Below are 20,334 nucleotides of genomic sequence, written 5' to 3'. Positions count from 1 at the left end.
AACGTTCCACGTGAAACCCCAAGCCCCTTGAAACCGAAACCAGCTTCAACGTTTCACGTGAAACATTAAAAATAACAGACAATGTTTAAAGAATATGATGTCATCGTTGTAGGTGCCGGACACGCAGGATGTGAGGCTGCAGCGGCAGCTGCAAACTTAGGTTCCTCCGTTCTACTGGTTACCATGAACATGGAGACCATTGCGCAGATGAGTTGCAACCCTGCAATGGGTGGCGTGGCAAAAGGACAAATTGTAAGGGAGATTGATGCCATGGGTGGCTACTCGGGAATTATCGCCGATAAGACCACGCTTCAATTTAGAATGCTGAATTTATCAAAGGGCCCTGCCATGTGGAGCCCCCGTGCACAGAACGATAGAAAACGTTTTGCAGAGGAATGGCGACTAGCCCTGGAGCGCACACCAAATGTAGATTTCTGGCAGGAAATGGTGAGCAGCTTGCTGATTAAAAATAATACAGTGGTAGGTGTTAAAACTTCACTGGGTATAGAGATCAAAGGTAAAACGGTAGTGTTGACAAATGGTACCTTCCTGAACGGACTCATCCATATCGGCGAAAAGAAATTCGGTGGCGGCCGTACAGGAGAAAAAGCAGCAACAGGATTAACTGAGCAACTGACTAGCTTAGGTTTCGAAGCTGGCCGCATGAAGACCGGTACCCCACCCCGCGTAGACGGAAGGTCTTTAAATTATTCGGTGATGGAAGAACAATGGGGTGATGAAAATCCCGGAAGATTTTCTTACACCAATGTGGAGCGGCCAACAGCACAACGCTGCTGCTGGATTACCTATACCAATAGTGAAGTACACGAAACGTTGAAAGAAGGTTTTGAAAAATCTCCGATGTTTACCGGAAGAATCAAAGGCCTGGGCCCGCGCTACTGTCCTTCCATTGAAGATAAAATTAATCGTTTTGCTGAACGGGAAAGACACCAGATTTTTGTAGAGCCTGAAGGATGGAATACCTGCGAAATTTATGTAAACGGTTTTTCTACCTCCCTACCTGAGGATGTACAATATAGGGCACTCACCAAAATACCCGGATTCGAAAATGCTAAAATGTTCAGACCGGGATATGCAATAGAGTATGATTTTTTCCCGCCTACACAGTTAACCTTAACCCTGGAAACTAAAAAAATACAGAATTTGTTCTTTGCGGGCCAGATTAATGGTACTACAGGCTATGAAGAGGCTGCTAGTCAGGGCTTTATTGCTGGTATAAACGCGCATCAGAAGGTAAACGACAAACATGAGCTCATTATGAAGCGTTCGGAGTCGTATATTGGTGTTTTAATCGATGACCTGGTTACCAAAGGAACTGAAGAACCCTACCGGATGTTTACCTCCCGTGCGGAACACCGTTTACTTTTACGCCAGGATAATGCGGACATCCGCCTCTCCCCTATTGGCTACGAACTCGGACTGATCAATGACGAACGAATGGAAATCGTAAAACAGAAAGTTGCCAATTCAGATGCTATAGTTGCCTTCACCAAAAAGGAAGGGATAGACAGAAATGCGGCGAATGAAATGCTCGAGAATTTAGGAACCAGTACCCTAAATCAAAACGTGAAGTTATTCAGCATCCTGAGCAGGCCACAAGTTGGTATTGAAGATGTAAGAAAAGTGAGCCCGGGTTTCGATGAACTCCTAAATCAATTTGATAAAGAAACAGTTGAACAGGCAGAGATAAAAATAAAATACGAGAGCTATTTCGAGAAAGAGCAGGAGATCGTCAACAAAATGCAGAAGATGGAAGATAAAGATATCAATCCAGATTTTGATTATGCCACCCTGATATCCTTGTCAAAAGAAGCGCGCGAAAAATTATTAAAGATTAAACCACGTACATTAGGTCAGGCTTCCCGAATTTCGGGTGTTTCACCGTCAGATATATCGGTTTTGATGGTTCATATCAGTAAATAATTTACAAATCATTGATTATCAATATATTACTTAATTTTAAAAGCGTTTAAAAATCAGCTTCATTTAAAGCGTTTTAAGCGACTTTTAAAATTTCAGATACATAATTTACTAAACGAGTAAAAATTCAATTATAGAGCGTTAAAATGGCTAAAAAAGGTATAGTTCTCATCGTCCCCGTTTTTTTATCGTTAATATTAGTTATGTCCTTAATTTATGGCTGTGGAACCCAAGGACAACTTACTGGTGGCCCCAGGGACAGCATTCCACCGAAGGTTTTGAAAATGATGCCGGAAAACTTACAGACCAACTTTAAAGGGGATAAAGTAGAGATAGAATTTGATGAGTATTTTAAACTTGTCAATGAGGCAAAAGAATTTTCAGTCTCGCCAGAGTTTGAACTCCAACCTATATTAAAGGTAAAAAAGAAAGTCCTGGAAATATCATTCCAGGACACGCTGGAAAAAAATACGACCTATACCCTTAACTTCGGTAAAGGTATAGCAGACATCAACGAGTCCAACGCCATTAAAAATTTCACTTATGTTTTTGCAACGGGCCCGAAACTGGATTCTTTAGGCATCAGTGGAAAGGTGACGAATTCAACGACCGGCCTGCCGGAAATTGAAGCAGTGGTGATGATTTTTCCGAAAGACAGGGATACTTTATTTGGCAAGAAAAAAGCTTTGATTTTCACCACCACAGACAGCAGTGGAAATTATCAGCTGAAGAACCTTAAACAAGATAGCTATAAAATTTATGCGATAAAGGAACAGAGCAGTGATAAAATATACCAGCAGGCAACTGATGAGGTCGGCTTTTTGGAAGCTCCCCTGGTTTTGGATACAAACCTGAGAAACATCAACCTGCAAACTTTTAAAGAAGAAGCTAATTTATTCAGGGTAGTTGACCGGAAACTGAATGATGATGGTAGTATTTTCATGAGCCTGAACCAGCAGTTAAAACAACCATCTGTAAAGGTTATCGAACCAGCAGACCTGGATAAAGACAAACTGGTTAAATTTAATGTGACCAATGATTCCCTTAAAATGTGGTTAAAGGACATGAGTTTTGACTCCACCAGAGTAGTGGTTTTGGATAGTGGGAAGCCTTTAGATACCCTTAAGTTTACCCGAGGTAAAAAAGACACCTACAAAAGAGTACTGACTGCTACAGATAACCTTGAAGGAAATTTACTGAATCCAAACAGGCCTTTAAAATTAACGTTTAACCTGCCTGTAGAAAGTGTGGATGCCAGTAAAATTACCCTTACCCAGGATTCTGTGGTAAAGACGGGTTTAACGCTGGAAAAAGATACGGCAGACTTCCTCTCCTACTACGTCAATTATCCATGGCTTGCCAAACGGAAGTATGAAATTAAATTTAATGGCGGCGCTTTTGCCGGCATCTTTAAGTCCACAAACAAGGAATTCGTAAAGAATTTTGAATTGGCTGGTAAAGATAATTACGGTACCCTGCAGCTCAAAGTGGTTACCCCCGAATTGAAAAAGCAATACATTTTACAGGTGATCGATGAAAATAAAAACCTAATCAGCACCAGTATCATCCAGAAAGATACCACGGTAAAGTTTAGTAATTACAAGGCCGGAAGGTATTGGGTGAGGATTGTATATGATAACAATAAAAATGGCAAATGGGACACCGGAAATGTAGCTAAAAAGCAGCAGCCGGAAAAGATCTATAATGAACCGAAAGAATTATCAATAAAGGCCAATTGGGATAGAAATGAAACCATTACCATCCCAAAAGAGCCAAAAACTATCTGAACCAGTCAGCGTACATGATATAGTTATCAGGTAACTTATTTAATAAAGCCCTTTGCTGTTCAGTAATGGGCTTTATTTTTTTAGCCGGGGTTCCGGCATAGATAAAGCCACTCTCACAAATGGTGTTTTCTAAGACCAGCGCACCTGCAGCAATGATGCAATAAGGCTCTACAACAGCATGATCCATGACGATGGCACCCATGCCGATCAATACATTATTCTGCACTGTACAACCATGTACAATGGCATTGTGACCAACAGAAACCCGGTTACCTATGGTTGTTGATGCCTTGATATAAGTAGCATGGATCACTGCGCCATCCTGTATATTGGTATCATCACCAATGGTGATGGTATTCACATCGCCCCTGATCACTGCATTGAACCAAACTGAGCAATTATTGCCCATGGTTACATCCCCTACTATGGTCGCATTTGGTGCTATAAAACAATTTCCTCCCCAATCGGGAGACTTACCTTTAACGGGCAAAATGACTGCCATAATCCTATAATTATATTTTAAAAAATTGTATCCCTGATTTTCCCCGCATGTTCAGGGTAATCCGTGGTATAATGTAAACCCCTGCTTTCTTTCCTGGCCATTGCTGATTTAATGACGATATAAGCAACCTGTATAACATTACGGAGCTCGCAAAGTTTAACAGACACTTTATTACCTTTATAAAAATCTTCAGTTTCTTCATACAACAAGAACAACCTGCGTAAGGCACGGTCAAGGCGAAAATCAGAGCGTACAATACCGACATAATCGCTCATCAGTTTTTGCGTCTCCCGCAGGTTATGCGTCACCAGGATATCCTCATTACTTTGGGTAACGCCCTGCTCATTCCATTCAGGAATATTGTCGGGGATTACTGTTTTATTAAATCTTTCGAGTGCATCCAGGTATATACGATGGGCAAAAACCGGCGCCTCAAGCAAGGAATTTGAAGCTAAACGATTCGCTCCATGAAGGCCGGTGGAAGAACATTCCCCACAAGCATAAAGATTTTGAATGCTGGAACGGCCATCCTGATCTACCAGAATTCCACCGCACATATAATGTGCTGCCGGTGTAACCGGAATAAGATCCTTGGTCATGTCTATTCCTATAGATAAACACTTCGCATAGATATTAGGAAAGTGTGCCAGAATGTCTGCTTTTTTCCCATGTGTAATATCCAGGTAAACGAAATCTTCACCAGATTTTTTCATCTCCGCATCAATCGCCCGGGCCACAATATCCCTTGGTGCCAGGGATCCCCGGGCATCATATTCATACATAAATTCCTCCCCGTTTTTCCTCCTCAGCACACCGCCAAAACCACGGACCGCCTCAGAAATCAAGAAGGAAGGATACTCACCGGGATGATAAAGTGCCGTGGGATGGAACTGAATAAATTCCATATTCCTCAATTTTCCCTTTGCACGATAAACCATAGCCATCCCATCTCCAGTTGCAATAACCGGATTTGTCGTGCTGGAATAGATATGTCCGGCACCACCAGAAGCCATGATAGTCACACCTGCTAATATCTTTTCCACATCGTTATGCTCTGTGTTAAAGGCGTATACACCAAAACAGTGGATATCTTTTGAACTCTTGTCCACAAACTCACCCAGGTGATGTTGGGTGATCAACTCCAGGCAGAAGTAATGTGTTAATATCTCTATGTTCGGATTCTCGTGAATCTGACGCAACAAAACACTTTCAATTTCATAGCCCGTTACATCCTTATAATGTAATACACGGTGTTCAGAATGCCCGCCTTCTTTAGCCAGATCATAGACCCCTGTAGGATTTTTATCGAAGTTGATCCCGTACTCAATGATTTCATCAATACGCTGAGGTCCCTCAGTAACAACGATTTCCACCACTTCAGGATCACATAGCCCATCGCCAGCAATTAAAGTATCATGAATATGTTTACTAAAAGAATCACCTTTATCAACAACTACGGCAACGCCACCTTGGGCATACTTTGTGTTAGATTCGTCCTCGTTGGACTTTGTAATAATTAAAACTTTGCCATGGCGGGCAGCTTTCAAAGCAAAGCTTAAACCAGCTATACCCGAGCCTATGACTAAAAAATCGACCTTTCTCATTAAATTAAGCTAATTACGGCACTTTGTTAATAACTCCTGTTTATATGTTAGTTTCTTGTCTATATAAATAGAGTAAATATTACAGAATGTTAAAGCTAAGCTAAAAAGGGATTTTGACACAATCTTTTCAGTTATTTTTAAGCAACTTTGTGAGGCTTATTAACTTTTTACCCATAGACAAACAATGAACAAAATTATATGGATAAGTTTTTAGGAGTTATAATATACCGTTGAAAATCAGCTGATATTTTAAAATGAAAAGCAGATATGATGTTGATAACTATGTAATAAATCATTTCTCACTAGAATAAAATAGTAGTTACCAACATTACCAACACACTAATAAACAATAGAATTCTATTTATATTAAATAATTATTAATTATTGAAACGTTGAAAATGGATACCTTAGAAGAATTAAAAAGCAAAGGATTTGTTGAGGAACATATCGATCCAACCCTCGATCTTTTTGAAGAAATAGAAAAATTAAAAAAGGAGAAAAATGCGATAATACTAGCCCATTACTATCAAGAACCTGATATTCAGGATGTAGCAGATTATATTGGTGATAGTTTGGGCTTGTCGCAGGAGGCAGCAAAAACCGAAGCTGATGTGATTGTGTTCGCTGGAGTACATTTTATGGCCGAAACAGCCAAAATTTTATCTCCTGAGAAGACAGTTTTGCTTCCAGACCTGAAAGCAGGCTGTTCTTTGGCTGACAGTTGTCCGCCGCATCTTTTCAAACAATTCAAGGCAAAATATCCTGATCACCTGGTGATCACTTACGTGAATTGTACTGCAGAATTGAAGGCGATGAGTGACATTGTTTGTACTTCTACCAATGCCGTACAGATTGTAGAAAGCCTGCCAAAAGAGCAGAAGATTATTTTTGGTCCTGATAAAAATCTGGGTGCCTGGGTAGCGAAAAAAACAGGACGTGACCTGGTTTTATGGAACGGGGCGTGTATGGTTCATGAGATATTTTCAAGGGAAAAAATCACCAAGCTGAAGGAAAGACATCCTGAGGCAAAATTTATTGCACATCCGGAATGTGAAGAGGCTGTTTTGAAGATGGCAGATTTCATTGGTTCCACCACCGGCTTGTTAAATTATTCCATTAAAAGTGATGCCCGGGAATTTATTGTTGCTACTGAAAGTGGGATCATTCACCAGATGCAAAAGGCAAATCCTGGAAAGACTTTTATTCCGGCGCCACCGAATAACAATTGTGCTTGTAATGATTGCCCTTACATGAAAAGAAATACACTGGAAAAGTTATACCTGTGTCTGAAAAATGGTTTACCTGAGGTCACTGTTCCTGAACATATCATTAGCCAGGCCCGTAAACCAATTGAAAGAATGCTGGAGATTTCAGCCCGTTTAGGCTTGTAAACAATGGCATAATTTAAAATTAAATTAAAATACTAAAATGTTTGAAAATAAAGAAAGGACTGATCTTGCCCTGCTTGGCGAATTCGGTCTGATAAAGCACCTGACTGAGAATTTTAAAATCAACCATGAAAGCAGTATAAAGGGGATTGGTGATGATGCTGCAGTGTTGAATTTTGATGGCAAAGAGGTACTTATATCTACAGATTTAATGCTGGAAGGCATACATTTTGACCTGGCTTATACACCACTGATGCATTTAGGCTATAAGGCCGTACAGGTGAACCTGAGTGATATTTATGCGATGAACGGTACAGCCACTCAGATTACGGTTTCTTTGGGTTTATCGAGCAAATTTCCATTGGAAGCCGTAGAAGAACTGTACAAAGGAATTGAACTGGCTTGTAATAAATTTAATATCGATTTGATTGGTGGTGATACCTCTTCCAGCAAACAAGGACTGGTAATCAGTATTACCAGTATTGGTTATGCAGAGAAAAAAGATATTTGTTACCGCAATGGAGCCGGAGAAAATGATCTATTATGTGTCTCAGGTGATTTAGGTGGTGCTTATGTTGGTTTACAGATCCTCGAAAGGGAAAAACTGATTTTTCTGGAGAACCCGAATATACAACCTGATCTGGAAGGGAAAGATTATATCATTGAACGCCAGCTGAAACCAGAAGGAAGACGGGATATAGTTGATTTATTAAGTCAGATGGAGATTAAACCTACATCAATGATTGATGTTTCAGACGGGCTGGCATCAGAAATTCTGCATATCTGTAATCAAAGTGACGTAGGCTGTACCATTTACGAGGACAAATTGCCTATTGATCCCATGACCTATGAAACCGCAAGGGAATTAGGACTGGATCCAACAGTTTGTGCTTTAAATGGTGGTGAAGATTATGAATTACTCTTTACCATTAAACAGGCAGACTATGATAAGCTTAAAAATGATGTAGACATTACTGTAATTGGCCACATTACTGATAAAAATTCGGGTGCTAAAATGATATCAAAATCAAATATCGTTCATGAATTAAAAGCACAGGGCTGGAATGCCTTCAAGCTATAATTCATTCTCGGCTAACAAGGCTGGGTCCAAAAACTTCGAATCTATTTGTTTGTTGGTTTTTGCACCCAGCTTTTTAATTTTCTCAGATGTACTGGCCAGATTTCCTGCCCCTGTAGAGAGTTTGTTCATGGCTTTGTCATAAGCATCCTGACTCTGCCTGATGTTACGTCCTATGCTATCCATATCGCTTAGGAAGCCAACAAACTTGTCGTACATGCTTCCGCTAAGTCGGGCAATCTCCAAAACGTTCCTGTTTTGCCTTTCTTGTTTCCAGAGACTGGCGATGGTGCAGAGGGTGGCTAACAGGGTTGATGGGCTTACCAGAACCACTTTACGCTCCCAGGCATAGTTAAATAATTCGGCATCTTTTTGAACGGCCAGTGCAAAAGATGATTCAATGGGTATAAAAAGCAACACAAAATCCGGGGAATTGATCTGATAAAGATCATGGTAATTTTTTCCGGAAAGTCCCTGTATATGTGCTTTTATGGATAAGATGTGTTGTTTTAGCTGTACATCCTTTTCAGTTTCCGTTTCTGCAGCAACCAGCCTTTCGTAAGCTACCAAAGAAACTTTAGCATCAATCACCAGGTGTTTATCATCAGGAAGATCCAGGATTACATCCGGTTGCAAACGCAGACCGTCTTTGCCTGTATAAGTGGCCTGTGTACGATATTCACGGTCTTTAACCAGGCCTGAACGCTCCAGTACACGTTCCAGGATCACCTCACCCCAGTTACCCTGTTTCTTATTGTCGCCTTTTAATGCTTTACTCAGCGTATTTGCCTCTTCCTGAATTTGTTTAGTCTGTAGCATCAATTGGGAAATGACCCCTTTCAAGGTATGCCTTTCTTCTGATTCAGATTTATAAACCTTTTCTACTTTTTCTTCAAAAGCTTTGATATTTTCTTTTAAGGGATTGAGAATATGGTCTAAATTCAGCTTGTTCTGGTCTGTAAATTTACTGGTTTTCTCTTCCAGTATTTTATTGGCCAGCTGTTCAAATTCCAGTCTTGATTTTTGATGAAGTTCATGAATGTAGTGTGCTTGCTCTTGTTGTTTCTCCACCATACTGCGAAGGTTTTCTTCTGCTTTATACAGTTTGCTTCTTTCTTCAAAAAATAAGACCCTTAAATCATTTAATTCATCTTCTGCCTTTGCTTTTTCTTCCCTTAACCAGGTAATCGCTTTCTGATGTTCCTGCTCTTTTAGTTCCAGTAAATATGTCGATGGGGTGTTAACCGGCTTTTTCACCAGAAAAAAGATCATCACCAATAAAATGACCAGGAGCAGTACAATTGCAATGAGTTCCATTTGCTAATATTTTTATCAAAAATGAGTATTAAATATCTATATAACAAATATATTAGTAATAATTATTGTCCCAATAAGCTGCATTTTTACTTTCAATTGCGGAAATTTCAATCGTTATAAGATAAGTTAAATCTACAGGAGTAATTTTATATCCTTTGTGATTGAATATTAAAATAGGGAACGCTTTTTGATTACACCATTTTGAAAAACATACCCTTAGAGAAATGGAAACGTATTTGATAGCGATTGTAATCATGCTGGTCATCAGCATGGTGGTGCAGTGGAGTTTTAGAAAAAAGTTTTCCAAGTACACTGAAATGCAATTAAGTTCGGGGTTATCGGGTAAAGAAGTGGCGGAGAAAATGTTATTTGATTATGGTATATATGATGTGCAGATCATGAGCACAGACGGACAACTCACAGACCATTACAACCCAGGTAATAAAACAGTTAATTTAAGTACAGATGTGTATCATGGAAGAAGCATTGCGGCAGCAGCAGTAGCTGCACATGAATGTGGTCATGCCGTGCAGCATTCCCGGTCTTACCACTGGCTGCAATTCAGGTCTAATATGGTTCCGGTGGTGAGTATATCTTCTAATCTGCTGCAATGGGTTTTGATACTAGGTGTGCTGATGATCGGTTTCACTGGGAATTCCTTTATTTTAACCTTTGGTGTTTTGGGCCTGGTATTAATTACCTTATTTAGCCTGGTAACCCTCCCAGTTGAATTTGATGCCAGTAAAAGGGCACTGTTATGGTTAAGTACCAACAGGGATGTGATGTACACCAAAGAAGAAAACAGGAAGGCAAAAGATGCTTTATGGTGGGCTGCGATGACTTATGTAATAGCCGCGATGGGTGCACTGGCCAACTTAATTTATTATACTTCAGTACTATTTGGCAAAGGAAAATAACAAGCGCCATTGGACCACAGCGCTGCTTATTTTAATTCAATTTATAGGGAACTATTAATTGGAATTCAGGAATATCAACAGTAAATTCTTTATCAACCACCACTCTTGACATGTAATAATGTCCTTTCATGCTGCCAATTTCAGTGGTGAGCTGGCAACCAGAGACATAAGCATGCGTACTTCCTGGCTCCAGGACCGGCTGCAGACCTACTACACCTTCTCCCTCTACTTCTCTGATGGTGCCATTGGAATCAAATATATGCCACTTCCGTCTTTTTAACTGGATGGTATATTCTGATAAATTCTCAATTTCAATTCGATAAGCAAACATAAATTGCTCACTAGCAGGATTCGAATAATCATCCTGATACATCGTTTCCACGGAAATCTTTACGTCCTGAGTTATTGCAGTGACCATTTTAAATCTGTTTTATAATTGGGTTTCAAAAATCAAGCCATTTCGTTAACTGGCTCAATATGTTCGTACTTATAAGCTATTTCGTCAAGCAGGCTGTGGATCACTTCTATGTTTTCCTCCTTCACCAGTTGCATTCTATAACCTTTAAAATCAGGTAAACCTTTAAAATAATTAGCATAATGCCTTCTCATTTCAAATATGCCTACCCTTGGTCCTTTCCATGCCAATGATTTTTCAAAATGGGTTCTGCATACGGATACCCTTTCCTGCACCGTAGGGCCAGCCAATAATTGTCCGGTTTCAAAGAAGTGTTTAATTTCCCGGAATATCCATGGATAGCCAATTGCTGCTCTGCCCACCATAATTCCATCTACTTCGTATTGCATGCGCCATTCTGCAGCCTTCCGTGGACTATCGATGTCACCATTTCCGAATATAGGAATTTTAATTCTTGGATTCCTTTTGATATCCCTGATCATCGTCCAGTCGGCTGCACCTTTATATAATTGGGCACGTGTACGTCCGTGGATCGTTAATGCCTGAATACCAATGTCCTGTAACCTTTCTGCAACGATATCTACGTTTTTCGTGTTGTCGTCCCAGCCTAATCGGGTTTTTACAGTAACGGGTAAATGCGTGGCTTTTACGACCGCTTCTGTCATTTTAACCATCTTATCGATGTCTTGTAACAAACTAGCCCCAGCACCCCTACAGGCCACATTTTTAACCGGACAACCGTAATTGATGTCCATCAGGTCGGGGTTGGCCAGACTCGCTATTTCCGTTGCTTCGCGCATATGATCAATCTCGCTTCCGAAAATCTGAATGCCTATAGGCCTTTCATATTCGAATATATCGAGTTTTTGACGGCTTTTGGCCGCATCACGGATCAATCCCTCGGATGATATGAATTCCGTATACATCATATCAACACCACTTTGTTTACAGACGAATCTGAACGGCGGATCACTCACATCTTCCATCGGTGCAAGTAATAAAGGGAAGGCTCCCAAATCTATATTTCCTATCTTTACAGACATTTTTCTATCTTCAAACCAAAATTTAAAGTACAAAGGTACAAATAATAAGAATAATGAGTTTTCTATACCCCGAAAAGCATGAAAAAAGTGCTTATATACAATTACTTATCCTGTGTGGACTGGCTTTAAGCGGCTTAATCGTCTTTTCCTTCATTGGTTTGATTATTCTCTATGGCATGTATGGTCAGGCTGTTCTAATCGATCCTGTTGCCTTCGCCAGTGGTGATCCTAAATATTTAAATGGTTTAAAAATATTTCAGATCTTATCTTCGATAGGATTGTTTTTAGCACCGCCCCTGCTCCTGCCTTTGATTGAGGGAAAGAAAATAAAGGATTTTTATGATTTTAAAAAGACACAACCTAACCTGATTGCCTTACTGATCCTCACCATGTTCGTGTCTATGCCTTTTATGGAATGGACAGCCCTGTGGAACCAGAAAATGCATCTTCCTGAGTTTTTAAAGCCATTGGAAGTATGGATGAAAGCCAAGGAAGCGGAAGCAATGCGGATGACCATTGTATTGTTGACCGTTAATGGAATATGGGACTTTCTGATCAATCTTTTTATGATTGCAATGCTTCCTGCCGTGGCGGAAGAATTGATGTTCAGGGGTGGTGTGCAGCGTTCTTTTAACCGTATGTTTGGTAATCCTCATGTGGCTATCTGGCTTTCGGCATTCATATTCAGTGCCATCCACATGCAGTTTTATGGCTTTCTGCCCCGGATTTTGCTGGGTGCTGCCTTTGGTTACATCTACCTTTGGAGTGGAAGTTTATGGTATGCCATTTTAGCGCATTTCTTAAATAATGGATTTGCGGTATGTATGGCCTGGTATTTACAATCCAAGAACCAGCCTTTAAGCGAGGTAGAGCAAACATTTCATTTTCAATGGTATGGTTATGCCATCAGCCTGATCATCACGGCTTTATTTTTATGGAAATTTAAACAAAATACAAATTATGGAAAACAGTTGGGTTAAAGTTTATACCACGGAAAATGCTTTTACGGCAGAAATTATTAAACAGGGGCTTATTGAAAGTGAAATTCCAGCGGTTGTTTTGAATAAACAGGATTCTTCTTATAAGAGTTTTGGCGTACTTACAGTAATGGTACGCCCTGAAGATTTTGATAAAGCCAATACATATATTTTAGAAAACAATTTATAATGAAGACCCGTGCAATTACAGCGTTCTTTTTTACGCTGGTGATGTTGGCTTCCATCTTCCTGGGAGCTTATACTTTTACTGTTTTTTATCTGCTGCTGAGCCTGCTGGCGCTGATGGAATTTTATAAACTCATTAAAACTTCCGGACTCAAACCTCATGTTGGTATCGGACTGGTAACCAGTGCGGTTATCTTCCTGGTTCTGGCTTCTTATTACTTTTTAAAATTCGAAACCCGTTACCTGCTGTTATTAATTCCGCTGGTCTTTTCTGTCTTCATTTCAGAACTTTATAAAAAGGAAACGTCCCCTTTTGGAGACATCTCTTATACCATTATCGGATTGATCTATGTAACTGTTCCTTTTTGCTTTTTTTATGCCCTGGGTTTTGCATTTTCTGACGATGGTTACAACTTCCATTTACCCCTTGCTTTTTTACTGATGCTGTGGGCAAGTGATACAGGAGCTTATTTGTTTGGCAGGAAATTAGGAAAGACAAAGTTATTTGAGCGCCATTCTCCTAAAAAGTCCTGGGAAGGATTCTTTGGCGGGGTATTTACCAGTACCATAGTGGCGATTATCATCTCCCTGTTTTTTAAGGAAATCAGTATGACTGTCTGGATAGGGATGGCTGTTTTAGTGGTTACTTTCGGCACTTTGGGCGACCTGGTGGAGTCCATGCTGAAACGGAGCCTGAATGTAAAGGATTCCGGAAACTTATTGCCTGGCCACGGTGGACTTTTGGACCGTTTTGACGGACTGCTCATTGCTGCTCCCCTGGTGTTTACTTATTTATACCTTGTGCTTTATTAAAGGCTTATCTGCCTGCTCTCAGCGGCTTTAAAAGGTATTCAAGGCCGTTGAGTTTAATTTCATACAGGGTACCCAATAATTCTCCCAGTTTACCGGGAGGGAAACCTTTGCTGTGAAACCATACCAGGTAAGTTTCTGGCAGGTCGCAGAGGATCCAGCCTTTATGTTTGCCAAAAGGCATGCGTATGCTCACCAGGTCTTTCAGGATTTGTGGGTTCATCTATTTAAGGTGTTAATGTTTTTAGCGGTTATTCCGCAACCATATTCAGCATTTCTACGGCATCATCTACGGTGTTCAGATTCTCAAAGGCAATCCTCAAAGAGTTCTTTACCTCTTTGAGGTTGCATAACCGCGGATGCATTTGTGCAAATTGAAGTATTTTATTGAACATAGCAGAATCAAAAAAAGCACTTTGCTTATCTGGAATGAAATAACCCCTGACCACCCCTTTTTTAAAACTTAGCTTTTCAAAACCCAGCCTTTTAGCCACCCACTGCAGTCGCAACACGTTGAGCATGGTTTTAACAGGTATTGGTACCGGTCCGAAACGGTCTTTTAAGGATGACTCGAAAGCTTTTAACTGTTCTTCGTTGTCTATTTTAGACAATTCTGTATACAGGTTATATCTTTCTGTGATATTCGTTACATAATCATCCGGGATATAGAGTTCAAGATCAGTATCTATTTGGGTGAAACTGACAAAGGGGCGTAAGGGCTCATCCTTGAATAAATCTTTAAATTCATCTTCCTTTAGTTCCTGGATAGCCTCATCAAGGATCTTATGGTACATCTCAAAGCCTATCTCCGCAATAAAGCCACTTTGCTCGGCTCCTAAGAGGTTACCGCTGCCCCGGATGTCCAAATCCCTCATCGCAATATTAAAACCGCTCCCAAGGTCTGAAAACTCTTCAATGGCGCTTAACCTTTTACGTGCTTCAGAAGTCAAGGTGGCTAAGGGTGGACTCAACAGGTAACAAAAAGCCTTTTTATTCGACCGGCCTACCCTGCCGCGCATCTGGTGTAAATCACTCAAGCCAAACATATGGGCGTGATTGATGATGATGGTATTGGCATTAGGGATATCTAAACCGGCCTCTATGATGGTTGTTGCCACCAGTACGTCCTTTTCACCATTGATGAAATCTAGCATAACATCCTCCAGTGCATCACCGTCCAATTGTCCGTGGGCAATACCAATCCGTGCTTTAGGCACCAGTCGCTGGATTAAACCACCCAGTTGTGGCAGGTCATTTACCCTGTTATGGATAAAAAATACCTGTCCTCCGCGGTCCAATTCAAACTGTACGGCTTCCTGGATCAGTTTGTCGTTGAAAACATGAAGTTCTGTATTCACCGCCTGCCGGTTAGGCGGCGGTGTGTTGATGATAGAGAGATCTCTTGCGCCCATTAGGGAGAAATGGAGGGTCCTTGGAATGGGTGTTGCCGTAAGGGTTAGCGTATCGACATTGACCCTTAAAGACCTCAGTTTTTCTTTGGAGCTCACACCAAATTTCTGTTCCTCATCAATGATCATGATACCCAGATCTTTGAACTTCACATCTTTACTGAGCAAACGGTGTGTACCAATGATGATATCGACCTTGCCTTCTGCCAGCTTGGCAAGGGATTCTTTGATCTGTTTGCTGCTCTTAAAACGGTTGATGTAATCTACAGTAACCGGGAACTCTTTTAAGCGCTGAGAGAAGGTTTTAAAATGCTGGGTGGCCAAAATAGTGGTTGGCACTAAAATAGCCGCCTGTTTACCGTTAGCCACCGCTTTAAAGGCAGCCCGCACAGCTATTTCTGTCTTTCCAAAACCTACATCCCCGCAAATTAAGCGGTCCATTGGATGCGGCGCCTCCATGTCTTTCTTGAAGTCGTTGGTGGCTTTTTCCTGGTCGGGGGTATCTTCGTAAATGAAAGACGCCTCCAGTTCAGTCTCCATATAACCATCAGGCGAAAAAGCGGTACCGACCTGTGATTTCCTTAAGGCATACAGTTTGATCAGGTCACGGGCAATGTCCTTAACTTTTTTTTTAGTAGTTTTTTTCAGCTTGTCCCATGCTTCCGTACCCAGTTTATTGAGTTTAGGTGCAGCAGCATCTTTGCCGCTGTATTTGGCAATCCTGTTCAGGGAGTTGATGTTAACGTAAAGCAGGTCATTGTCGGCATATACCAAACGGATCATTTCCTGTGTTTTGCCATTAACTTCCACCTTTTCCAGGCCTGCATATTTGCCGACACCATGGTCAATATGGGTTACAAAATCACCGGGTTTTAAATCGCGTAACTCTTTCAGGGTAATCGACTGGCTGCGCTGGTAACCTCTTTTAAGTTTGTATTTGTAGAAACGGTCAAATATCTGGTGGTCTGTGTAAAAGGCCAGGTGTTGCTGAGGATCTATAAATCCTTCTCTTAAAGGTAGGTGGACCGGCGTAAATTTGGCAGTTTTATCGATATCATCTAAAATGGCATACAGCCTTTCGGTTTGTTTGGGTGCCGCACTGAAGATGAAATTATGAATGTCCTGTTTTTCATTTTCTTTAAGATTATGGATCAACAGGTTAAAATCTTTGTTGAAAGAAGGCTGTGGCTTGGTATCGAAAGTGAGCACATGCGCTGTGTTATAGAAGTACTGTTTTCCAAATTCAACCAGGTAGAAGTCCTGAAGCATATCTGCCACCATTTTTTCATCCGTAAAGCTATACTTAGGATCGATCCAGTCAGGATTTTCATTTTTTTCCTTAACAGGAAGTTCTTTCCAGAGTTCTGCTGCTTTTTTATAGCCACCTTTCACAATATCAAGGGTAAACTCTACATCCTTAAACCATAACTGGGTATCTTTTTCTATGTATTCCAGTAAACTGATGTTATTTTCTGTGAGGTATTTGGATTGCACGTTTGGAATAATCATCAGGCTCTTGACGTCCTCTACAGAAAGCTGAGACTCAATTTCGAAGGTGCGGATGCTCTCCACGATGTCACCAAAAAACTCTATCCGGTAAGGAAGATCATGGGAAAAAGAGAAAATATCTACAATACCCCCGCGGATGGAAAACTGACCAGGTTCATAAACGAAATCTGTTCTTGAAAAGTCATAATCGATCAGGAATTCATTGATGAACTCAATGCCTAATTTAGTATTGACACTAATTTCAAGGGTGTTTTTCTCTAGTACCGCCCTGTCAATTACTTTCTCTGCCAGCGCTTCAGGATAGGTCACCACGATTTTACCAAATTCGGAATTATGGTTAAGCTCATTGAGCACTTCTGCCCTGCTCAATACATTTGCCGTATCAATTTGTGTGAAATCAAAGCCTTTGCGGAACGAGGACGGAAACAGGAGTACTTCCTTTTCTAAAATATTTTCTATATCAGATAGGAAATAGGCAGCTTCTTCTCGGTCGGGTAAAATAAAAAGTTGTGGTTTATGCAGTAAAAGATAACTTGCTGCAGCAATTGTAGCATCAGCAGAACCAACTAATCCTTTAAGCTGTACTTTATTACCTTTCGGACCGTTGAGTGCTTTTGCCAATGCGACAATGCGGTCATCTGTTTTATATCTGTTAATCAGGTCGCGGATGTTCACAACACAAATGTAATATTTATGAATTGCTATCGTGTAACAATGGGTTAAGATTTACATCTAAAAATAAAAGCACCAGATGAAAACGCGGCTCCGAATACCAATAGAACTGATTTTTTGGATCACCGCATTGGTTTTTCTGGCAAGCGCCAAGGTCCCGGAGCAACATACAGCAGCACATTTTACGTTCTGTCCGTTGGCAAATCTGGGTATAGACTGGTGCCCTGGTTGTGGCATCGGGAGGTCTATCACCGCTTTGTTTCATGGGAACCTGGGTTTAAGTTTTCAATTGCATTGGTTTGGTCTGCCAGCCTTAATCATTTTGTTATACCGGATAAGCATTTTAATCAGGTTACAGTTTAGTAGAAGCAGAAAAAATAATTTAGAGAGAAAGGAAAAGAGTTATGTTTAGTTCACCGTTCATGATGCTGCCGGGTATCACACCCCAGGAATATTCGTACTTGCAGTCTGCAACTACCGGATTTAGTGAGCAACAATTAAGAGGTTTTTTGATGATTTATAGCAGTAAACGTAGAAATCCTGACGATATGGTGCTGTATTGCATCCTGGGCTTCTTTGTGCCGGGATTACCCAGGTTCCTGCTCAACCAGATTGGTATGGGGGTTTTGTACTTCTTTACCTGGGGTTTATGTTTCATTGGTACCATCATTGATTTGATTAATTATAAGAGTCTGGCCTTTGAATATAACCAACGCATGGTTTTTGAGAGTTTACAGATGATAAAAATGGGAAATTTAATGTAATTTTACTTCATGAAGTTATCGTTGTTAACCAGGTTTCTGGAAAGCTATGCCCCATTAAATTATCAGGAAAGTTACGACAACTCCGGATTGATTATCGGAGATAGTGAACAGGAGATCTCAGGCATGTTAGTTGCGCTTGATTGTACTGAGGAAATTGTCGAGGAAGCGATTCTTCATGGTTGCAACGTGATTATTACCCACCATCCTATTGTCTTTAAAGGTTTAAAAAGGCTTAACGGTTCAAATTATATTGAAAGGGTGGTCATCATGGCCATTAAAAATAATATTGCACTCTATGCCATCCATACCAATCTTGACCATGTACACAACGGGGTAAGTGGTGAGATCTGCAAAAGATTAAGTCTTAAAAATCCCAGGGTATTGCGGCCTAAAGGTGATTTATTAAAGAAACTCGTTACTTTTTGTCCTTTTGAACAGGCATTGCAGGTAAGAGCCGCTCTTTTTCATGCTGGTGCCGGACAAATTTCAGATTATAGTGAATGTAGTTTCAATACCGAAGGCTATGGAACGTTTAAAGGTAGTGAATATACCAATCCCTTTGTAGGCGAGAAAGGTGTTCACCACCAGGAACTTGAGGTGAGGATAGAAACCATTTTTCTGGCCCAGGATGAGCGGAAAATTATTGTTGCCCTTCTGGAGAACCATCCTTATGAGGAAGTCGCCTACGACATCTATCCGCTGGATAATAAATTAAGTAATGTAGGTGCAGGTATGGTCGGGTGGCTCGAGGAAGGCATGGAAGCAGAGGAATTCCTAGATTACTTAAAAGATCGAATGGAATTAACGGTGATCAGACATACAAATCCGCTACCTAAAAAGATCCGCAGAGTTGCCGTTTGCGGCGGTTCAGGAAGCTTTTTATTAGGTGATGCCATAGCCGCGAATGCGGATGTCTTTATTACCGGTGATTTTAAGTACCATGAGTTTTTTGACGCCGACAAAAAATTGATGATTGCTGATATCGGACACTTTGAGAGTGAACAATTTACATCTAATTTGTTAGTGGAAATTATTCAAGAAAAATTCCCTAACTTTGCAATCCGTTTAACGGAGCATAATACAAACCCCATAAATTATTTCTTTTAATGGAACAAACTGTAGAGCAAAAGCTTAAAGCTTTATACGAATTACAAACCCTTCATACAAAAATCGATAAAATACGTCAGATCCGAGGTGAATTACCTATGGAAGTTGCTGACCTGGAAGATGAAGTTGCCGGACTGGAAACCCGCATTCAGAAATTCAAAAGCGAGCTTGATGATATTGAAGATGCGATTGTAACGCGTAAAAATATGATCAAAGAGTCTCAGAACCTGATCAAAAAGTATGAAACCCAGCTAAAAGATGTTAAAAATAATCGTGAATACGATGCTTTAACGAAAGAGGTTGAAATCCAGACCTTGGAAATCCAGGTTTGTGAGAAAAAAATCCGTGAACATGGATTTGAAATTGCCCAGAAAACTGAGGTTTATGAAAAAGCGTTAGCGGACCTTGATTCAAGAAAAAAAGATCTTGATATCAAAAAAGGAGAATTACAAACCATTACCGCAGAAACGGAAAAAGAAGAAATAAACCTGAATAAAAAGTCAGATAAAGCTTCAACTCAAATCGAAGAAAGGCTATTGATTGCCTATAACAGGTTGAGAAAAAATGCCAACAATGGTCTTGCTGTGGTAACTATCGACCGGGATTCTTGTTCTGGTTGTTTTAACCAGATTCCGCCTCAGCGTCAGTTGGATATCCGTCAACGCAAAAAGATCATTGTGTGTGAGCACTGTGGCAGAATTTTAGTTGATGAAGCTTTAACGCAGGAATTAGCAGAACAACAATAAGACATTTAAACATAAAAAAACGGCCTGATAAATTTATCAGGCCGTTTTTTTATGTTTTTAGCATATTATGTTCATTTCATTAAATGATCAAAAATCATTATTTTGGGTCAAAAATCTTTGTTTTTATGATGTTTAATCTACTACTACCTACCTGTTTCCACA

19 protein-coding genes are annotated in these 20,334 nt (G+C 40.4%); 12 read left to right on the top strand and 7 right to left on the bottom strand.

The window, feature by feature from the left end; all coding sequences use genetic code 11:
* Positions 1–81 precede the first annotated feature (81 nt).
* Positions 82–1,944, top strand: coding sequence for a tRNA uridine-5-carboxymethylaminomethyl(34) synthesis enzyme MnmG (mnmG, locus tag WG905_RS08740; RefSeq protein WP_339591333.1), 1,863 nt, complete (start codon positions 82–84; stop codon positions 1,942–1,944).
* A gap of 200 nt (positions 1,945–2,144) precedes the next feature.
* Positions 2,145–3,728, top strand: coding sequence for an Ig-like domain-containing protein (locus tag WG905_RS08735; RefSeq protein ID WP_339591332.1), 1,584 nt, complete (start codon positions 2,145–2,147; stop codon positions 3,726–3,728).
* Here the strand turns inward: WG905_RS08735 and WG905_RS08730 are convergent.
* Both WG905_RS08730 and nadB read right to left on the bottom strand, forming a co-directional pair.
* The gene (locus WG905_RS08730) at positions 3,721–4,230 is read right to left on the bottom strand and encodes a gamma carbonic anhydrase family protein (RefSeq protein ID WP_339591331.1); all 510 of its coding nucleotides are present in this window, start codon (positions 4,228–4,230) and stop codon (positions 3,721–3,723) included. The genes WG905_RS08735 and WG905_RS08730 overlap by 8 nt on opposite strands.
* Before the next feature lie 17 nt (positions 4,231–4,247).
* Complete coding sequence (gene nadB / locus WG905_RS08725) at positions 4,248–5,834, bottom strand: L-aspartate oxidase (protein WP_339591330.1); 1,587 nt, start codon at positions 5,832–5,834, stop codon at positions 4,248–4,250.
* 398 nt (positions 5,835–6,232) lie between these two features.
* Here nadB and nadA point away from each other — a divergent pair, with 398 nt between their 5' ends.
* Positions 6,233–7,225: a quinolinate synthase NadA gene (gene nadA / locus WG905_RS08720; RefSeq protein ID WP_339591329.1), complete on the top strand. Its 993-nt coding sequence runs from the start codon at positions 6,233–6,235 to the stop codon at positions 7,223–7,225.
* A 37-nt stretch (positions 7,226–7,262) separates the two neighbouring features.
* Positions 7,263–8,303, top strand: a complete 1,041-nt coding sequence (gene thiL / locus WG905_RS08715; RefSeq protein ID WP_339591328.1) for a thiamine-phosphate kinase — start codon at positions 7,263–7,265, stop codon at positions 8,301–8,303.
* Here thiL and WG905_RS08710 read toward each other — a convergent pair.
* Positions 8,298–9,617 carry a DNA recombination protein RmuC gene (locus WG905_RS08710; protein ID WP_339591327.1) on the bottom strand — a complete coding sequence of 440 codons (1,320 nt, stop codon included), beginning with the start codon at positions 9,615–9,617 and terminating at the stop codon, positions 8,298–8,300. The two genes, thiL and WG905_RS08710, sit on opposite strands and share 6 nt — an antisense overlap.
* A gap of 224 nt (positions 9,618–9,841) precedes the next feature.
* Here WG905_RS08710 and WG905_RS08705 point away from each other — a divergent pair, with 224 nt between their 5' ends.
* Positions 9,842–10,534 (top strand): zinc metallopeptidase, encoded by a 693-nt coding sequence (locus WG905_RS08705; RefSeq protein ID WP_339591326.1) that lies wholly within the window; start codon positions 9,842–9,844, stop codon positions 10,532–10,534.
* Positions 10,535–10,565: 31 nt separating this feature from the next.
* On the opposite strand, the gene apaG is transcribed toward WG905_RS08705, so the two are convergent.
* Both apaG and dusB read right to left on the bottom strand, forming a co-directional pair.
* Complete coding sequence (apaG, locus tag WG905_RS08700) at positions 10,566–10,952, bottom strand: Co2+/Mg2+ efflux protein ApaG (protein ID WP_339591325.1); 387 nt, start codon at positions 10,950–10,952, stop codon at positions 10,566–10,568.
* Positions 10,953–10,984: 32 nt separating this feature from the next.
* On the bottom strand, positions 10,985–11,992 hold the full coding sequence (gene dusB, locus WG905_RS08695; protein ID WP_339591324.1) for a tRNA dihydrouridine synthase DusB: 1,008 nt from the start codon (positions 11,990–11,992) through the stop codon (positions 10,985–10,987).
* Positions 11,993–12,045: 53 nt separating this feature from the next.
* Between dusB and WG905_RS08690 the strand changes: the two genes are divergently transcribed.
* Genes WG905_RS08690 through WG905_RS08680 form a run of 3 tightly spaced genes read left to right on the top strand, consistent with a single transcriptional unit; the run spans position 12,046 to position 13,968 of the window.
* Positions 12,046–12,972, top strand: a complete 927-nt coding sequence (locus WG905_RS08690; RefSeq protein WP_339591323.1) for a CPBP family intramembrane glutamic endopeptidase — start codon at positions 12,046–12,048, stop codon at positions 12,970–12,972.
* Positions 12,953–13,159 (top strand): putative signal transducing protein, encoded by a 207-nt coding sequence (locus tag WG905_RS08685; RefSeq protein ID WP_339591322.1) that lies wholly within the window; start codon positions 12,953–12,955, stop codon positions 13,157–13,159. The genes WG905_RS08690 and WG905_RS08685 overlap by 20 nt, the downstream gene beginning before the upstream one ends.
* On the top strand, positions 13,159–13,968 hold the full coding sequence (locus tag WG905_RS08680) for a phosphatidate cytidylyltransferase (protein ID WP_339591321.1): 810 nt from the start codon (positions 13,159–13,161) through the stop codon (positions 13,966–13,968). The genes WG905_RS08685 and WG905_RS08680 overlap by 1 nt, the downstream gene beginning before the upstream one ends.
* A gap of 4 nt (positions 13,969–13,972) precedes the next feature.
* Here WG905_RS08680 and WG905_RS08675 read toward each other — a convergent pair whose 3' ends face one another.
* Both WG905_RS08675 and mfd read right to left on the bottom strand, forming a co-directional pair.
* Positions 13,973–14,188 (bottom strand): DUF3820 family protein, encoded by a 216-nt coding sequence (locus WG905_RS08675; protein ID WP_339591320.1) that lies wholly within the window; start codon positions 14,186–14,188, stop codon positions 13,973–13,975.
* Between the two features lie 28 nt (positions 14,189–14,216).
* Positions 14,217–17,558 (bottom strand): transcription-repair coupling factor, encoded by a 3,342-nt coding sequence (gene mfd, locus WG905_RS08670; RefSeq protein WP_339591319.1) that lies wholly within the window; start codon positions 17,556–17,558, stop codon positions 14,217–14,219.
* A gap of 76 nt (positions 17,559–17,634) precedes the next feature.
* Here mfd and WG905_RS08665 point away from each other — a divergent pair, with 76 nt between their 5' ends.
* Genes WG905_RS08665 through WG905_RS08650 form a run of 4 tightly spaced genes read left to right on the top strand, consistent with a single transcriptional unit; the run spans position 17,635 to position 20,172 of the window.
* On the top strand, positions 17,635–17,967 hold the full coding sequence (locus WG905_RS08665) for a DUF2752 domain-containing protein (protein ID WP_339591318.1): 333 nt from the start codon (positions 17,635–17,637) through the stop codon (positions 17,965–17,967).
* Entirely contained in the window at positions 17,960–18,319 is a 360-nt protein-coding gene (locus tag WG905_RS08660; protein ID WP_339591317.1) for a TM2 domain-containing protein, read from the top strand. Before WG905_RS08665 ends, WG905_RS08660 begins: the two co-directional genes overlap by 8 nt.
* Before the next feature lie 9 nt (positions 18,320–18,328).
* Positions 18,329–19,426, top strand: coding sequence for a Nif3-like dinuclear metal center hexameric protein (locus tag WG905_RS08655; RefSeq protein WP_339591316.1), 1,098 nt, complete (start codon positions 18,329–18,331; stop codon positions 19,424–19,426).
* Entirely contained in the window at positions 19,426–20,172 is a 747-nt protein-coding gene (locus tag WG905_RS08650; RefSeq protein ID WP_339591315.1) for a zinc ribbon domain-containing protein, read from the top strand. The genes WG905_RS08655 and WG905_RS08650 overlap by 1 nt, the downstream gene beginning before the upstream one ends.
* Positions 20,173–20,334 lie beyond the last annotated feature (162 nt).

Source organism: Pedobacter immunditicola (assembly GCF_037482985.1).
Lineage (GTDB): Bacteria > Bacteroidota > Bacteroidia > Sphingobacteriales > Sphingobacteriaceae > Pedobacter > Pedobacter immunditicola.
This window is presented reverse-complemented; position numbering and strand designations above follow the sequence as displayed.

What these genes read in the sequence shown, in the direction of transcription:
- mnmG (WP_339591333.1), top strand. Translation starts at nt 82, where the DNA reads ATGTTTAAAGAATATGATGTCATCGTTGTAGGTGCCGGACACGCAGGA.
- WG905_RS08735 (WP_339591332.1), top strand. Translation starts at nt 2,145, where the DNA reads ATGTCCTTAATTTATGGCTGTGGAACCCAAGGACAACTTACTGGTGGC.
- WG905_RS08730 (WP_339591331.1), bottom strand. Translation starts at nt 4,230, where the DNA reads ATGGCAGTCATTTTGCCCGTTAAAGGTAAGTCTCCCGATTGGGGAGGA.
- nadB (WP_339591330.1), bottom strand. Translation starts at nt 5,834, where the DNA reads ATGAGAAAGGTCGATTTTTTAGTCATAGGCTCGGGTATAGCTGGTTTA.
- nadA (WP_339591329.1), top strand. Translation starts at nt 6,233, where the DNA reads ATGGATACCTTAGAAGAATTAAAAAGCAAAGGATTTGTTGAGGAACAT.
- thiL (WP_339591328.1), top strand. Translation starts at nt 7,263, where the DNA reads ATGTTTGAAAATAAAGAAAGGACTGATCTTGCCCTGCTTGGCGAATTC.
- WG905_RS08710 (WP_339591327.1), bottom strand. Translation starts at nt 9,617, where the DNA reads ATGGAACTCATTGCAATTGTACTGCTCCTGGTCATTTTATTGGTGATG.
- WG905_RS08705 (WP_339591326.1), top strand. Translation starts at nt 9,842, where the DNA reads ATGGAAACGTATTTGATAGCGATTGTAATCATGCTGGTCATCAGCATG.
- apaG (WP_339591325.1), bottom strand. Translation starts at nt 10,952, where the DNA reads ATGGTCACTGCAATAACTCAGGACGTAAAGATTTCCGTGGAAACGATG.
- dusB (WP_339591324.1), bottom strand. Translation starts at nt 11,992, where the DNA reads ATGTCTGTAAAGATAGGAAATATAGATTTGGGAGCCTTCCCTTTATTA.
- WG905_RS08690 (WP_339591323.1), top strand. Translation starts at nt 12,046, where the DNA reads ATGAGTTTTCTATACCCCGAAAAGCATGAAAAAAGTGCTTATATACAA.
- WG905_RS08685 (WP_339591322.1), top strand. Translation starts at nt 12,953, where the DNA reads ATGGAAAACAGTTGGGTTAAAGTTTATACCACGGAAAATGCTTTTACG.
- WG905_RS08680 (WP_339591321.1), top strand. Translation starts at nt 13,159, where the DNA reads ATGAAGACCCGTGCAATTACAGCGTTCTTTTTTACGCTGGTGATGTTG.
- WG905_RS08675 (WP_339591320.1), bottom strand. Translation starts at nt 14,188, where the DNA reads ATGAACCCACAAATCCTGAAAGACCTGGTGAGCATACGCATGCCTTTT.
- WG905_RS08665 (WP_339591318.1), top strand. Translation starts at nt 17,635, where the DNA reads ATGAAAACGCGGCTCCGAATACCAATAGAACTGATTTTTTGGATCACC.
- WG905_RS08660 (WP_339591317.1), top strand. Translation starts at nt 17,960, where the DNA reads ATGTTTAGTTCACCGTTCATGATGCTGCCGGGTATCACACCCCAGGAA.
- WG905_RS08655 (WP_339591316.1), top strand. Translation starts at nt 18,329, where the DNA reads ATGAAGTTATCGTTGTTAACCAGGTTTCTGGAAAGCTATGCCCCATTA.
- WG905_RS08650 (WP_339591315.1), top strand. Translation starts at nt 19,426, where the DNA reads ATGGAACAAACTGTAGAGCAAAAGCTTAAAGCTTTATACGAATTACAA.